13 protein-coding genes are annotated in these 14,729 nt (G+C 60.2%); 6 read left to right on the top strand and 7 right to left on the bottom strand.

Annotated features, from left to right (window positions below; translation table 11 throughout):
* Nucleotides 1-120 precede the first annotated feature (120 nt).
* On the bottom strand, nucleotides 121-846 hold the full coding sequence (locus AC1DE1_RS17865; protein ID WP_477179227.1) for an MBL fold metallo-hydrolase: 726 nt from the start codon (nucleotides 844-846) through the stop codon (nucleotides 121-123).
* A gap of 503 nt (nucleotides 847-1,349) precedes the next feature.
* Here AC1DE1_RS17865 and AC1DE1_RS17860 point away from each other — a divergent pair.
* Nucleotides 1,350-2,822 (top strand): mechanosensitive ion channel domain-containing protein, encoded by a 1,473-nt coding sequence (locus AC1DE1_RS17860; protein WP_477179226.1) that lies wholly within the window; start codon nucleotides 1,350-1,352, stop codon nucleotides 2,820-2,822.
* An 89-nt stretch (nucleotides 2,823-2,911) separates the two neighbouring features.
* Here AC1DE1_RS17860 and AC1DE1_RS17855 read toward each other — a convergent pair whose 3' ends face one another.
* On the bottom strand, nucleotides 2,912-3,679 hold the full coding sequence (locus AC1DE1_RS17855; RefSeq protein WP_477179225.1) for an Ig-like domain-containing protein: 768 nt from the start codon (nucleotides 3,677-3,679) through the stop codon (nucleotides 2,912-2,914).
* 4 nt (nucleotides 3,680-3,683) lie between these two features.
* Nucleotides 3,684-4,997 carry a hypothetical protein gene (locus AC1DE1_RS17850; protein ID WP_477179224.1) on the bottom strand — a complete coding sequence of 438 codons (1,314 nt, stop codon included), beginning with the start codon at nucleotides 4,995-4,997 and terminating at the stop codon, nucleotides 3,684-3,686.
* 404 nt (nucleotides 4,998-5,401) lie between these two features.
* Here AC1DE1_RS17850 and AC1DE1_RS17845 point away from each other — a divergent pair, with 404 nt between their 5' ends.
* The 3 genes from AC1DE1_RS17845 (at nucleotide 5,402) to AC1DE1_RS17835 (ending at nucleotide 10,704) form a co-directional block, all read left to right on the top strand.
* The gene (locus AC1DE1_RS17845) at nucleotides 5,402-7,504 is read left to right on the top strand and encodes a S9 family peptidase (protein ID WP_477179223.1); all 2,103 of its coding nucleotides are present in this window, start codon (nucleotides 5,402-5,404) and stop codon (nucleotides 7,502-7,504) included.
* Between the two features lie 282 nt (nucleotides 7,505-7,786).
* The gene (locus AC1DE1_RS17840; RefSeq protein ID WP_477179222.1) at nucleotides 7,787-9,997 is read left to right on the top strand and encodes a TonB-dependent receptor; all 2,211 of its coding nucleotides are present in this window, start codon (nucleotides 7,787-7,789) and stop codon (nucleotides 9,995-9,997) included.
* Nucleotides 9,997-10,704, top strand: coding sequence for an acid phosphatase (locus AC1DE1_RS17835; protein ID WP_477179221.1), 708 nt, complete (start codon nucleotides 9,997-9,999; stop codon nucleotides 10,702-10,704). The genes AC1DE1_RS17840 and AC1DE1_RS17835 overlap by 1 nt, the downstream gene beginning before the upstream one ends.
* Before the next feature lie 288 nt (nucleotides 10,705-10,992).
* Here AC1DE1_RS17835 and AC1DE1_RS17830 read toward each other — a convergent pair whose 3' ends face one another.
* From AC1DE1_RS17830 to AC1DE1_RS17820, 3 genes are all read right to left on the bottom strand, one after another.
* A complete protein-coding gene (locus tag AC1DE1_RS17830) occupies nucleotides 10,993-11,433 on the bottom strand; it encodes a hypothetical protein (protein ID WP_441603885.1) in 441 nt (146 codons plus the stop codon).
* A 96-nt stretch (nucleotides 11,434-11,529) separates the two neighbouring features.
* Nucleotides 11,530-11,772, bottom strand: coding sequence for a hypothetical protein (locus AC1DE1_RS17825; RefSeq protein WP_477179220.1), 243 nt, complete (start codon nucleotides 11,770-11,772; stop codon nucleotides 11,530-11,532).
* Between the two features lie 32 nt (nucleotides 11,773-11,804).
* On the bottom strand, nucleotides 11,805-12,392 hold the full coding sequence (locus AC1DE1_RS17820) for a c-type cytochrome (RefSeq protein WP_477179219.1): 588 nt from the start codon (nucleotides 12,390-12,392) through the stop codon (nucleotides 11,805-11,807).
* Nucleotides 12,393-12,754: 362 nt separating this feature from the next.
* Between AC1DE1_RS17820 and AC1DE1_RS17815 the strand changes: the two genes are divergently transcribed.
* Nucleotides 12,755-12,961: a universal stress protein gene (locus tag AC1DE1_RS17815; RefSeq protein ID WP_477179231.1), complete on the top strand. Its 207-nt coding sequence runs from the start codon at nucleotides 12,755-12,757 to the stop codon at nucleotides 12,959-12,961.
* 112 nt (nucleotides 12,962-13,073) lie between these two features.
* Here the strand turns inward: AC1DE1_RS17815 and AC1DE1_RS17810 are convergent, their stop codons facing one another.
* On the bottom strand, nucleotides 13,074-14,039 hold the full coding sequence (locus tag AC1DE1_RS17810) for an AraC family transcriptional regulator (RefSeq protein ID WP_477179218.1): 966 nt from the start codon (nucleotides 14,037-14,039) through the stop codon (nucleotides 13,074-13,076).
* A 178-nt stretch (nucleotides 14,040-14,217) separates the two neighbouring features.
* On the opposite strand from AC1DE1_RS17810, the gene AC1DE1_RS17805 reads away from it, so the two are divergent.
* Complete coding sequence (locus AC1DE1_RS17805) at nucleotides 14,218-14,712, top strand: DUF417 family protein (RefSeq protein ID WP_477179217.1); 495 nt, start codon at nucleotides 14,218-14,220, stop codon at nucleotides 14,710-14,712.
* Nucleotides 14,713-14,729 lie beyond the last annotated feature (17 nt).

Here is a 14,729-nt window from a genome sequence, read left to right as displayed (position 1 = left end):
TCGCCGCACCTTCGCGTACATCGCCATGGTATGCACCTCGTCTTCCTGCTGGGTCGGAACCCGCAGGCTAGTGAAGAACACCCTGGTCAATTTTCAGTGAGCAGAACCCCGTTTTGCTGGTCAATTTTCAACGCGCAGCAACACCTGAAACACCGCATCGCCAAGGAACGTGAATCGGTCGCCCCCAGACGCCACGCGCACGACGCTGTGCCCGGGGGTATGGCCGCCAGTGCGGCTGACGACGACCCCTGGCGCCACCTCGTACTCCATCTCGAACGGCCGCAGCTGGCTGCGGTAAACGGCGACAAACCGCTCTTCGGCCGACCGTAGCACCTCGGACATTCCGCCAAATGTGTTTCGGGAGAAATCGGGCGACTTCCAGAACTCAATCTCGGCGGCTGCCAGGTGGATCGGCACACCAGGACGCAACCGACCTTTCAGCCCTTCGCCAAGCAGGCCGCCAACATGGTCCACGTGCAGGTGAGTGATCACCACGTCGGTCACGGATGCGGGATCGATACCGGCGGCCATGAGACGGTCTGCCAATAATCCGGAGGGCGTGAACTCATCGCCTATGCCAGAGTCGATGAGCACAGTCCGATCGCCGCTGCGGGCCACGACCACATTCACTGGCCACTTGAACACGTCCGATGGGAGAAGTCTTTCGTCCAGCCAGGCCGCGAGCTCGGCCGGCTCGGCATTCGTAGCCAGCGTCTCGGGCGGCAGCGGCAGCACACCGTCACTGATCACCAAGACCTCAATGTCACCAACCTGTAGCGCGTAACGCGATGGGACCAAGGCGGCGAGACTTTGCCTATCGGGGCGAGAAGTTGAATCCAAGCTCATGCTTGTCTCCTTCCAACCGTATTGTCAGCAGACTTGTTGCCTGCACAACCGCGAGCAGAAGTTCGATTGTCGCGCCCGATCGCTATTGCCTACAAGTGTCACGTTCCCATCTTCTCCTTTGCTCGCGGCAATCACATGGTTTTCATGGCGCCGCTTGAGCGGGGCAGCGTCGAAAGAGTGCGCTACACAAGTCATTAACGCATTGCCAAAAGCTTACCCATCCAGGGCGACAAGACGATCGTGTGGCTCGGCAGGCGTCATGCCCGTCGATGTCGTTTGATGGGTCGATCAGTTGGCGTGGTGAAAATGGTGCAGACCAAGTGGGCGTTTGTCGGCCCATGCACCCCGCTCCCTTCAAAGAGGGCTGCATGTCATTTCCACCCTGGTCCCGGCCCTAGACACCGCCAACACCCCTGCGGGTGGGACAATGCCTCGCCCAAATCGAATCGAAATACAAGGGGAAGGACGCAGGAACGGGTCCAACTCACCAGATAGTGGCTGCCATGAACCCCACCGACCGCGGAGTGCTGCTTGGCTTTGGCGTCTTGCTTCTGGATTTCCTGGCGTGGCGCTTCCTGAAGCTCAGCCAGGAGTGGGCCCGTTTTGGGATACGACTGAGTCTCTTCCTGCTGCTCAGCTATGTTTTGTGGACCGCACGACTGAGTCCATTTCAAGTCGCTCCCTGGCCAGACCGAACCGTACGGCATCTCTTGGCACAAGCGGTCGAATTCCTCTGGTGGCTGCAGCTCGCGCAGATCTCGGCCGCCGTGCTTGGAAAAATCGTTCTTCCATCCGCATTGCAACGTGAGCGATTGTTCCAGGACATACTGAGGGCAATCGTCTTTGTTGCCGCAGCAGTCGCCGCGGTGGCCTATGTCCTTGAGCTTCCCGTGGGCGGGCTGCTCGCCACCTCAGGCGCCATGGCAATCATCGTCGGTCTTGCCGTCCAGAGCACATTGAGCGACGTATTTTCCGGCGTCGTGCTCAATGCGACCCAGCCGTTTCAAGTTGGCGACTCGGTAACCATCGGTGACACCCAGGGCAATGTCATCGACCGGACCTGGCGGGCCACGACGTTACTGAACAGTCGTGGCAATTATGTGCTGGTGCCAAACAGCGTGGCTGCGAAAGCCAACATCGTCAACCTGAGTCGCCCACCCCAGATTCACGGCATCACCGTGCGAATTCGTCTGTCGCCAGCCATTCGGCCTGCACTGGTGATTTCCGCCCTGGAGGACGCCATCAGCAGCACGACTGACGTCCTGGCTCATCCCGCACCCGTGGTCTCTGCGCTCGGGATACACAGAAAATTCATCGAATACGAAATTCTGGTCTACGTTGCGTCGGCCAACAAGAAGACGGGCGCGCAGAATCAGGTCATCGATCAGGTCCATCGGCATTTGAACGCCCATGGCATCTGCCTCGGGCAAGAGCAGCAAAGCGATGAGTTCACGGGCAACCCGGAGAGACTTCTACGCAACATCGAGATGTTCAAGTCCCTGAGCGCGGCACAGATCGAACAGTTGGCTGTTGCCTCCGTAAGGCAGGCGTTTTCCGCAGGAGAAATGATCTACGACGTCAGCTCTGATTGCCCGGATGACGAAAGAGCGCTTTGTATCGTGGCATCCGGAGTCGCCGTCCTGCTGGCTCCGCGCGAGGAAGGAAACATCGAGCTGCGAAGATTGGCGCCGGGTGATGCCGTTGGCCGGTCCAGCATCCTTACGGGGGTGAGTTCCGGTATCAGACTTCAGGCGCTAAGCGCTGTTTCGGTTATTCGGCTAAACAAGGATGCGGTCACTCCGCTACTTCAAGAGTTTCCAGAGCTCGCGAAATCCATGCTCAGCGACCTGCTCGCGTTTCAGGCGCAGGAAGCCGAGCTGCTGAGGGAAAGCACCCATCAGGCAAGCGAGAAGGAAGGGATATTCCAGAAGCTGATGGATGGCTTGCGGCGGCTGCATGGCGTCGCGCGGAAATAGCAGGCGATGCTCTCTCGTGATGTCGCTGATTGAGTCCTGCGGGTTTCTCGCCTTGGTTGGAATGCCGGCCGCTTCACTGACGGCAATGCCTACAACGCCTGATCGCTGCCTAGCCTGAAGGCAATGGAGGCATCCGTCGCGATCGGTTGCGGGGAATCCATGGGCGTTTCAAAGTGACCACCAAGCCGATTTCCGGAAGGGTCTTCCAGCGTGCCTCGAATGACGAGTCGATATTCACCCGGACGCCACGCCGCGCCTGGCGTGAACGTCCAGGTCGCTTCGCCTTTGCGCAATTGAGCCCTGCCTTCGACAAGTCGATCGTCAGCCCCAACCACGACCAGGTAGTCAACATCGCGACCGTCGATCGGAGCATCGAGGGTGACGACGAGAGGCTGTCGTGAACCTGGGCTCACCTGCGACAGCCGCCACGCGGACACGACCGGGCCGTTCGCGTCCACGGGGCCTATATGCCAATGCTGGATAGGGCGTCCATCGAAAGTGAGGACGATGTCGTCGCCCTCGCTCAGGATAGGGCCCCATTGTTCGCGCGCAGCCAGACCAGTCTTCACGCGCCCAGGATGCAACAGAAGAGTCAGGATCTTTCCGTCGGGCGACCACAATTCCTGCGGGAGGAACGGCTCCCGAACCGTTCGTCCGTCGGCATGTACCAGGGCGATACGCGACAGTACTTCACCTTCGACCGGCGCCTCGAAAACAACCGACAGTCGCAGAAGATTGGCGGGAACCTCGACGCCCGAGGGCTGGACGAGAGCGACCTGCGGCGTTGGCTGCCCGGCCATTGCGACTTGCCATACCGCCGCAAGGGCCAGGGCCCAGAGCAATGGTCGCCAGCGCACGGCTCTAGTCCGAAGCCTTGATGAACTCAGGCATCTCTTCATCCTTCAGCAACATGTTGACGTACTGATGCTGGGGCTTTTTGCCCTTGAAGCTGAAATCGGGAAACGTGTACTCGGAGATGTGATCCGTCAATCGGAAGCTCAGGTCTTTGCCCATGGAGACCAGTTGCAGAGCATCGCGCTGCAGGTCACGGCGAACGACAACAAATGACTTGTCGTCGAGATTGTCCAGGCGCATCACGCCAGCAAGCGGGGCCTCCCCCACATCGAGCCCGGTGATCTGCCCGTATGGGACTTGCTTCTCAATGCCGGGGCGAGCGCGTGCTGCGTCCAGCTCGGACACTGGGATGACGTCGGCTATGCGGTTGTAGTTGACAAGCATGAGGAAGTCCTTGGCCTTCCCCTGCCCGGCACTCGTGAACGAGACCATATCGGCGGGTGTATTGCCGTAGCCAAGTTCGGCCACCGTCTTCCCGCGCACGTGGGCGCCATCTTTCAGATCATCCAGCGGGATGATCACAAGCGGTGTGCACGTGTAGGCGGCAACGAGATAGGGCTTCCCGCCAAGGTTCGCGAAACTCATCGCGCGGATCGGCGCGCGCGTCTCGAGCTGGTCGTGTCCGCCATGGAAAATCTCCAGGGAGGTGATCGTCTGCTTGGCGTCGAACGGGTAATGGATACGCCGCAGCGTCGATGCGAACTCCTGGTTCGACAGTCCTGCGACGAAAAGCTCACCATCACGCCATTTCATGTCGGTGACGGTGTAGCTGCGCTCAGGACTTTGCTTCCAGAATTTCTCGTTCGCCGCCGGGGCGTCGCGAAGCGCTATTGAGGTTGAATGAGCGGCCTTCAGATCGATCCTGTGCGCTTTCTTGTCGCTAGTCACGAGAAACAGCGCCGGCGCCTTATCCGGACCGTAACTGATCGCTACGTAGACTTGCGCTGTTTTGGGACGAACCACCATGTCCTCGACGGTGACCTTTGCGCCGCCGACCTGCGGCGACAGCAGCGCCTCCAGGTCGAGGACATTGAACGTCGTCCCCACGGGTTGCGGAGACGCCGGCGCAAGCTCGATCGCGTGAACCTCCGCGGATTTCCAGTCGGCAACGAAAAGGATGTTGTCGGGCCCAGCCGCGAGTCGTGAGATCGACTTGACGTCTGCGGCGAATGCATGGGCGGTTAGGCCAAAAATGCAGGCCATGGCAATAATTGAGCGGCGCATAAAAACCCCCTCGACACGACTGTGGAATGAAATTCCGGGTGAACCGAAGTCATCGCCCGTCTTGGCTTGCTCGTTCTGCAAGAGGTGGTCGAACAACTTGGTATCTTGCGCCGATGCTAGGGAATCTCCAACGCTCGCCGCCAGGCGTTCTCAAGGAAACTCACTATTGATCAACTTGCACCAATGGCATTTCACATACCAGTAACGCCTCGGCCTTGACCGAGGCAATCGAAGGTCGGGCTCGCCAAAAACTTAAGCGAACGAGGAACCCACCGCTACACGCTTCGATGTCGTGAACCACCTGTGGAGCCACAGCCTCACCAACATGAAGGAGCACGGTACGTTTCAGCGCGCTTCATGCTGTCTTTCAGAACGCAGGATGTCTGGTGACCGAGTCGCCCATGGGTCAAGAGTCATGGCAGCGATTTTCGCGCCCGACGCATCCAACTGTTCCAGGCTGGCATCAAGTAACAGCCAGTCGCCGCGAGAGTGAGTCGGTAATGAAGCCTGCGTGCACAAAAAGAATGAAGGCATGCGCCTTCGCCTTCGGATTGATGATGGCGTTTGCAGACTCGACCCTCGCCCGCCCTCTTACGCAGTCGGATCTTGTCGAGCTGGCCCAGATCGGTGCTGCCACCGTATCGGCTGACGGACAATGGCTGGTATGGGAGCAATCCTCAGAGGACCTGCTTGCGAAGCGAACGCAACGCTCGCTGTGGCGTCTTGATCTCACACGAAGCGGCGGCAAGCCCGAGAAACTCACCACCCTTGATGACGCCGCGCCGACGGCTCCTGAGTTTGGGGCGGACGGTGCGTTGTACTTCCTGTCCGAACGGCCATCGGCGACGCCGACGATCTTTCGGGTCGCGATGGATGGCACCAGACCAACGGCCGTTTTGGCATCCGACGGCCTTGCGGGATTTCGCATCGCTCCACGGGGCGATTCCATTCTCGTCTGGGCGGATAGACGGCCGCACGCGTCATTCCTCGACGAGAAGGGCAGCGCGCCCCAAGCCATCAGCGGCGCACGGATCTTCGATCATCTTCCCATCAGGCACTGGAACCAATGGGCAGACGGCAATCGGTCCCAGTTATTCCTGATGCGTTTGCGCAGTGGACAAGTCACAGGACGAGGCTGCGCGGTTGCGCCCACGCTGGTCGGAGACGTTCCATCCAAGCCTGGCGGCGGAAAAGAGGAGACGACGTGGAGCGCGGACGGCAAAACGATCTATTTCTCACTAAGAGTTGCCGGCCGGATCGAGCCACTATCAACCAATACAGATATCTACGCCCGGCAAGCAGACTGCTCCGATGGTCCGGTCGATCTCACCGCTGCCAATGCAGCAGCGGACGAGCTGCCCACGGTGTCGCCCGACGGGCGATGGCTGGCGTGGCTCGCGGCCTCGCGTCCGGGCTATGCCGACGACAGGCGCGTGGTGTGGCTTCGTGATCTGGCAAGCGGAATGATTCATCCGCTCACCCAGGAATGGGATCGGTCGCCTGATGCCATCGTCTGGTCCGCCGATTCGAGAACGCTCTACGTGACTGCCAATGACACGCTGGACCATCCTGCGTTCAGCGTCGATGTTGAAGGCGGTGCCGTGCGGCGGCTGACCGCCTCTGGCCATTTCACGCTGATAGCGGCCGAGCCCGATCGTTCGCTGATCCTCAAGAAGGATGGCCTCACGGAGCCGCCGGATCTGTGGCGTCGAGAAGCTTCGGGAGAGCTTGAGAGGCTCACGCATATCAATGCCGAAAAACTGGCTGGAATCGACTGGCCACAGGTATTCCGTTTCACATTTATCGGCGCCAAGGGAGACGAGGTGTGGGGTCTGGCGCTACGCCCACCTGAGCTGGCTCGCGGCAAGAAAGCCCCCGTCTCGCTGGTTGTTCATGGTGGTCCGCAATCCTCGCTCGGCGACATCTGGTATGCCCGATGGCCGTTGAATCTGGCGCTCTACGCGGAACACGGTTATGGCGTGGTTTCCATCGATTTCCATGGAAGCACGGGACACGGCCAGGCGTTCACGGATGCCGTCAATCGCCATTGGGGTGATCTGCCTCTTGAGGACATCCAGCGCGGCCTGGCGGCAGCGATCGAGCGCTTCGATTTCCTCGATGGCGATCATGCCTGCGCGGTAGGCGCCTCGTACGGCGGCTACATGATGAACTGGATCGAAGGCCATTGGCCGGACCGATTCCAATGCATCGTCCAGCACGACGGCATCTTCGACGAACGCGGGATGACCTACGAGACGGACGAACTGGCCCAGGATCACTGGGACTTCGGAAACCAGCCGTACTACGTCGCCCCCGCCGACTACGAGCGCTGGAATCCCGTCAATGCCGTTGCCCATTGGCGAACGCCGCAGCTGGTGATCACTGGCGAAAAGGACTTCAGAAGCCCCAGTGGGCAAGCCGTGGCGGCGTTTACAGCGCTGCAGGAGCGAAATATTCCATCCAGGTTGATCGTATTCCCCGACGAAGGGCACTACGAAGTAATAGCGGCGGACACCATCCAGTGGTACGACGAAGTCTTTCAATGGATGGACCGGTGGACATCCAGCGCTGCGAGCGCGAATCGAAGGCAGGCCGCTCGGTGAAGTCGATCCGGTGCCACATCCGGCGGCATCGTTGGCGCCGCCCCTCCGAAGCACCGCAAGTCCCTGACACAGCAATCCTTACGACCGGCTTATTAAATCGCTTTAATAAATCTTAGCTTTACCTTACAAAATCACTTTCACAAATCTTATGATTATCTTAGCGAAAATAAATACGATTATTTGGCGAATTATCGAATAATCATTTTGTTGCCAAATTGTCATTTGCCGTCATTACGGTGTCGCCCCACGTCGCCTCTTCCCAAAATCAACAACGGGCACACCATGACACGGCATCTTTCGGCGCTATTCGGGCGCCCCCGCACCACGCTTGCTCTTTGCCTGGCCGCCGCGATCGCCTCCCCCGCATGGGCTGGCGACAACGCCACCGCCGACACCAGCGCCACCCCGCAACAGGCCAAGAGCCTCGATGCCGTACAGGTGACCGGCACCGACACGGTGACCACGATCGCCCCGTCGCAAGCCTCCATGGTGGCCACCGAGCCGCAGTCGACCATCGGCCGCGTCTACATCCAGGAAAATGTGCCGCCGACCGGCGACTACACCGACATCGCGCAGATCTCGCCGAGCGTGTACACCGTGACGCCGAACGGTTCGGGCCTGATGGAGGCGCCGGTCGTCTCCATCCGCGGCTTCCAGGACGGCCAGTACAACGTGACGTTCGATGGCATTCCGTGGATGGACTCCAACGACTTCACGCACCACTCCACCTCGTACTTCACCAACCAGCAAACCAACTCGGTGACGGTGGATCGCGGCCCGGGCACCGCCGGCACGCTTGGCAACGCCACCTTCGGCGGCACCATTTCGGTGGACTCGCTCAATCCGCAGCAGCAGTTCGGCATCAACCCGTACATCAGCCTGGGCAGCTGGGAAACGGCGATCGAAGGCGCAACGATCAATACCGGCGCCTTCACCAGCAGCGGCACCAGCGCGGTGATCAACCTGCAGAACAGCTCGTCCGATGGCTACCTCACCTTTGCCGGCCAGCGCCGCCAGACCGTGTTCGCCAAGGTGGTCCAGCCCTTGGGCGAGAACACCACGCTGACCTTCGTCGCCATGGACAACGAGCTGAACCAGTACGTGCCGTTCGGCGCCACCAAGGCACAGATCGCGGAGCACGGCAACAACTATGCGCTGAACGACGATCCGACCAGCCAGGCCTACTACCGTTACAACAAGGACGAGATCAACACCAACTTCGGTTACATCGGCCTGCACTCGGCGTTCGATGGCTGGACGATCGACAACAAGGTCTACACGTACGGCTACAACCATTTCGGTTTCAACGGCCTGGATCCGAACGGTGAAACGCCGAACGGCACGTTCTATAGCGCCACCGACGTGCCTGGCCAGCACATGCGCAACACGAACCGCTCGTGGGGCGACATCTTCCGCGTGGGCAAGGAACTGGGCCCTGGCGAATTGCGCGCCGGCGTGTGGTACGACCACCAGGACGACATCCGCTGGCTGTATGAGTTCGATGACACGATCAACCAGCTCAATCCGGTGATCGCGCCCGGCGCGTCCTCGCTGGCGCTGGCGTCGGCGGATCGGCGCATGACCGACACGCTGATCACGATCCAGCCGTTCGTCGAGTACCAGTGGAACATCACCGACAATGCGTATGTCATTGGCGGCGTGAAGTACAACAACTTCGAGCGCGATCTGAACGCAACGGTCAACCAGAAGACGGAAACGCCGCTCGACTATTCCAAGAAGTGGAATGCCACCCTGCCTTCTGCCTCTTTCCACTACAACTTCAGCTCCAACTGGACGGCTTATGCGCAGTGGGCCAAGGGTTACCTGGCGCCCAACCTCAACCTGCTGTACGTGCCCAATCCGGCGGTTTCCGATAGCGCCGTGGCACCGGAAAAGACCACCAATATCCAGCTCGGCACCACCTGGACCGACGATCGCCTGACGGTATCGGGTGATGTGTACAAGATCGACTTCAACAACTTCGTCCAGAGCCAGAAGGTCGGCGGCGTCACCGAGTTCTACAACGGCGGCGGCGTGCACTACAAAGGCCTGGAGCTGGAAGGCACCTACATGCTCGGCGCCGGCTTCAGCGTCTACGCCAACGGCTCGCTCAACCGTGCGATCCAGACCACGGACAACCAGTGGAACGCGAACACGCCGCACAAGACCGCCGCACTGGGCTTCATCTACAGCGATGGTCCCTTCTACGCATCGCTGTTCGACAAGTTCGTCGGCAAGACCTATTACACGGCCAATGCTGAAGATGACACGCCGATCGGCGGCTATGCGATCACCAACTTTGCCGCCAGCTACAAGTTCGACCCCCACATCAGCGATGTGAAGGACATCAAGATCGGCGTGCAGCTCAACAATCTGTTCAACAACACCCACATCAACGCGCTGGCTGGCGTCACGCAGGCGGATAGTACGCCGCTGTACTGGACCATTCCGGCACGCAACTTCAACTTCACCATTTCGGCTGACCTGTTCTGATGAAACGCCTTGCGCTCTTGTCGTTGATGTTGCTGATCGGCCAGCCCGCACTGGCCGATGGCGTCAGCCCGAATCGTGCTTCTATCGAACTGCCGAACCTGCTGCCGCCTCCCCCGGCAGCAGGTTCGGCTGCGGCCAGGCAGGATCTGCAGGCCGTGCTCGCCGTACAACGGTCGCGAACGACCGACGAACAGTCGGCAGCGAAAGCGGATATGGAACGCTCCGTTTTCCGTTTTGCCGACACGCTTGGCCCGGCCATGCAAGCGGCGACATTGCCGAAGACGGCCGCATTCTTTGAACGCGTCGCCGACTTCGACAAGGCCGAGGTGAAGGATGCCAAGCTTTACTGGCGACGGCCCCGTCCCCCGGTGACGTCCGACCAGGTGCACCCGCTGTCCAAGGAAAAGCCGGACGATTGGAGCTACCCGAGCGGACACGCCACCTTCGGCTATACGACGGCGATCTTGCTTGCCAACATGGTGCCGGAAAAGCGCGCGGAAATATTCGCTCGGGCCGACCTCTACGCGCAGCATCGCGTAGTGATGGGCGTGCATTTTCCAAGCGACGTGGAAGCCGGGCGCCTGGCCGGTACCGTGATCGGTGCGCAGTTGCTGCAGCAAGCCGACTGGCAGGCGGACTACCAGGCGGCGTGCGCTGAGCTTCGGGCAGCACTGCGATTGCCGCACTCGCCCCCGCAAACACCTTGATACGCACTCGAGGCAGGGAATCTAACTGGTGCTGACCAACGCGGGAAAACGCGAACGGCGCGGAGCTGGCAAACCACGCCCCCAGAGTTGACCAGCTCCGCCCCCTGTTCAGTCGGGCTCGTGGACGGAGCCCGGCGAATGGATCAAGGTCCCGCCGCGATAACTTGCCCTGATCCGCGCAGCCCTGCACTCCCTTCCCTTCCCCGGGAATCGTCGAGCTCTGCGTTGGGCCAGAAGCAGACCTGGGCGATGGTCTTGGGACCCATCATTTCGACAAAGGCTTCAGCGCTACTTGTCTTCCGAAATCGTCATGCCACCTATGCTCACGCCGAGGTCGATACCTTGGCCTGCGCCAGATAGCGCAAGCGAGACCTGGCCCTTGGTGAGCACCTGTGCCGTGCCGGATTTCACGGCGCCTGCGCTGGCATCCGCCTGTGCATAGGTGCCGAGCACATCGCCAATCTTGGTGATATCGCTGAAATTGCCGATGCCGTTATCAATGCGCGATTTGCCGGCCGTCAGTCCGCCGCCATGGCTTTCGATCTTGACCTTCATGGTCTGACCGTTCGTGCAGGTAACCACGCCGGTTCCGCTCGTGTGCTTGTAGATCACCGACCAGCCGGATAGGTTGAACCGCATGGTGCATTCCAGGTTGGCGGCACTGACGATCTGGCAGAGGGTTAGCGCGCATAACACCAAGGATGTCTGAACGAGGCGTCGACCTTTCATAGGATGACTCCGTGACTGAGAGTGAAAGTTCCGGCTATCCATCGCATGCTGGGTGACGCGACACCTGAATCCTGATGACGATCACCGGGGTGAAGATCACCGATTCTCCACGTACCCATACCGCAGCAGCAGCTCATCGTCCCGCAAAGACGCGCTGCAGAAAACCGTAGTTTTACGCAGAGTCCGGTGTGCCGGTTGATCCATGCTGCATTGGATGGCGAAGTCGCCACCGCGCACGCCATTGCCCTGGCCAAACCCGATGATCAGGCCCGGACGAGGGATTCGAGCATCGGCGACATGGCAAAGTGCCGTTGTGGAGAACGTATCGGCTTGATCCATGTCTGGCCAAGCGTTCTCTGAGCAAACGATGGTCAGGGCATGGTTACAGAGAAGAAAGCAGCAGACGCTTCGATCTGCGCATCGTCCATTTTTGATGCAACCTCGGTCATCGATCCCGGCTTGGGCGGTGCGGCTCGGGCCCTTGCCTGGAATTCGTGAATCCGTGCGATCAAGAATGTCTTTGGCTGGCCCGCAATGGACGGAAAGCGCGCGCCGTTACCTTGCCCGGATGGGCCGTGGCAACTAAAACAAGAGGGAACGCCATGCGTGCCCCCGCTTTCGGCAAGCCGCCTGCCAGCCGAAATCATCTCCGCCGAGGGAATATGCTGTGCCTGCGCAAGCGGTGGATGTTGCCCTGAAAAATACGTTGCAAGCGCGTGCATGTCGTCCTCGGAGAGCCTTTGTGCTACCGGTTGCATGACGACGCTGGTTCGAGTCCCGTCCTTGAACATCGACAGGGCGTGCGCGAGGTAGTCCGCATTCATACCGGCCAGGCGAGGCGCACCCACTGCATCGGAACCGGCCCCGCGATCGCCGTGACAGCTCACGCACAGGGCGACAGGAGGTGCCTGGGTCGCCAAGATCGCGGTGGCGGTGGACGTGGCTGATGGTCCGGCCATCGCAAGTGCTGGCAGCAAAGCGAGCAGGATGCAAAGGGTGACGACTCGACTTAGTGAGGCAGAGGGAGATTCGCCCTTGTCGTGCCGAGTGTGCGGGAACGCGAGATGTCGCCAAACATGGGGAGTAGGCATTGTTCTGCACTACATGAAAGCGGAGTGCCGACGATACACCGGCTACCTGTTTCGATGCCGCGCATGCGCATCGTTATCGTTTGTGCCTTCATCGCGCTCCCTGGAGATGCAATGTGACCAGGCAGTCGGCAGACAGTCGCCCAGCTGTTCGCATCAACTCCGGACCGGAGTTCAACGGGCTCGCGTATAGCGAAGTCTCGCTGACGCTCACGCCACGCGAGCGCAAATAGATCGTCGGATCGAATGGTGGTTGGCGATCCTGGTTCGAATACGCGCATCGCCCGCATGAAGCCATCGACCGTATCGCTCGCGAGCAAAGGTGTGACCTCATCGTGATGGGTTCCCATGGCCGCTCGGGGATGGATCGCCCTTTACTGGGTAGCGAAACCAACAAACTGCTTCTGAGTACGGAAGTGCCTGTCCTTGTGTGTCATTGAGATCGATGATGGAACGAGGACGGCAGCGCACCGCACGATGCGCCGTGGCCCGATCACGCGCGCGTCCTCGCATCATCGTCCCGCGCTCTTGTGTTCACCACGCAACAACTAACTAGCCAACGCCTTCGTCGACTCCCGCCTGCTTTCGCCAGCGTGCCGGGGTCACGCCCATGTGCAGCTTGAAGGCTCGCTGGAAGGCGGCTTCGGACTGATAACCGATGGCTTCAGCAATGGCGCCGGTGGAGGCGTTCGTCGTTCGCAGTTCGTTCGCCGATAGTGTCATGCGAATATCCGTCAGCAAGTCGCTGGCCGACATGCCGAGTTTTTCCTGGAACAGACGGACGAACGTCGCCCGCGACATATTGCACTTCTGCGCGAGCAGCGGAAGCGTCCACGGATGTCCGGGGTTGTGGAACATCGCATCCAGTGCCGGAGCAAGCCGCGGATACCCCGCCAATGCCAGCAGCCCGGCGGGCGCTTCGCCCGACGCACTGGCAAACCGCAGAGTCAGGGCAAACAAGGCAGTCGACAAGGCGTCGAGCATCGCGCGTCCACCCAGGAAATCAGCACCACTCTCGGCTTGCATGAGCGCCATGAGGCTGTGTAGCGCTGCGCCGCTTTCCTCGCCGTCCGATATTGCCGCGGCAACGCCGGTGCGCGCGATGAGGCGCGCCGGAAGATAGCGGCGCAGGAGACGCGCATGCGGGGGCGACAGCACAAAGCGTCCGCACAGCATATCCAGCCGATCGCCTCTGCCTGCGTTGTGACTGAACACGAGGTTGGCAGCAACGCGAGTCTTTGCGGGCTTGGCACGAGCTCCGCTGCCGTCGTGCAAGCTATGCGCTTCACCATGGGCCAACAGCAGGATGTCGCCAGCTTGCAGAACTTCGGGCTTCCCTCCATCGGGATCGACCAAGGATGCTGAGCCACTCAGGACGATGTGGTAGGCCATCTCCCCGCTTGCAAAAGCCGCCTGATCAATACGCCAGGGCGCTCCGTATTGGCAGCGCAAATCGAGCTGCCCGTGCACCGGCGTCACTTCCAGCAATCGGCTCAACCAATCGAGCGGTGGAGACATGGCCCATCTCCTTTGATACGTTTGAGCATATAATCAAGACGATTCGATATTAATCGTCTCATCAGTCCTTCGTAAAGTAGGTCCGTCGCACAGATCAACCCGAGCGGATGTGACGCCGCCCTGGTGGCCCGATGCACACCACGCGACTTCTGCCAACCCATCTCACGAAGGAAAAGCCATGAACGCCCTCCTCCAGCTTCTTGCCAAATCCGGCCTGTTGAAGAAAGACCTCGATTACCACCTGCTTCGTGCTGCGATGGTCGTCATCTTCGCCTGGTTCGGCTACGACAAATGGTTCCAGTCCGAGATCACGGCCCTGGCACCGCTGATCATGCACGGGCCTCTGATCTTCTGGACGATCCCGGTGCTGGGCATCCACGGCACCGCCATCCTCCTTGGCACTGCCGAATGGACGTTCGGTTCGCTGCTGCTGTTGGGCTTCTGGAACAAGAGGCTGGGTGTGTTGGGCGCGCTCGGCTCCATCGCCACTTTCATCTCCACCCTGACGATTCTGCCGTTCGTACCCGATGGCTGGGACGCTGGTGCCGGCGGTTTTCCCGCGATGGCGATGAACGCAGCCTTCCTGTTGAAGGACCTCGTGCTGCTGGTCGTATCGGTGTATCTGCTCAGGGAAGACGTGATCCGCGCGTTGAATCTTCCGCGCAAGCATTGATGGTCGCGGCCTGCTTT

This window comes from Dyella sp. 05T440 (assembly GCF_056395965.1).
The sequence above is the reverse complement of the archived record's forward strand: the minus strand, read 5'-3'. Positions and strand labels throughout refer to the sequence as shown.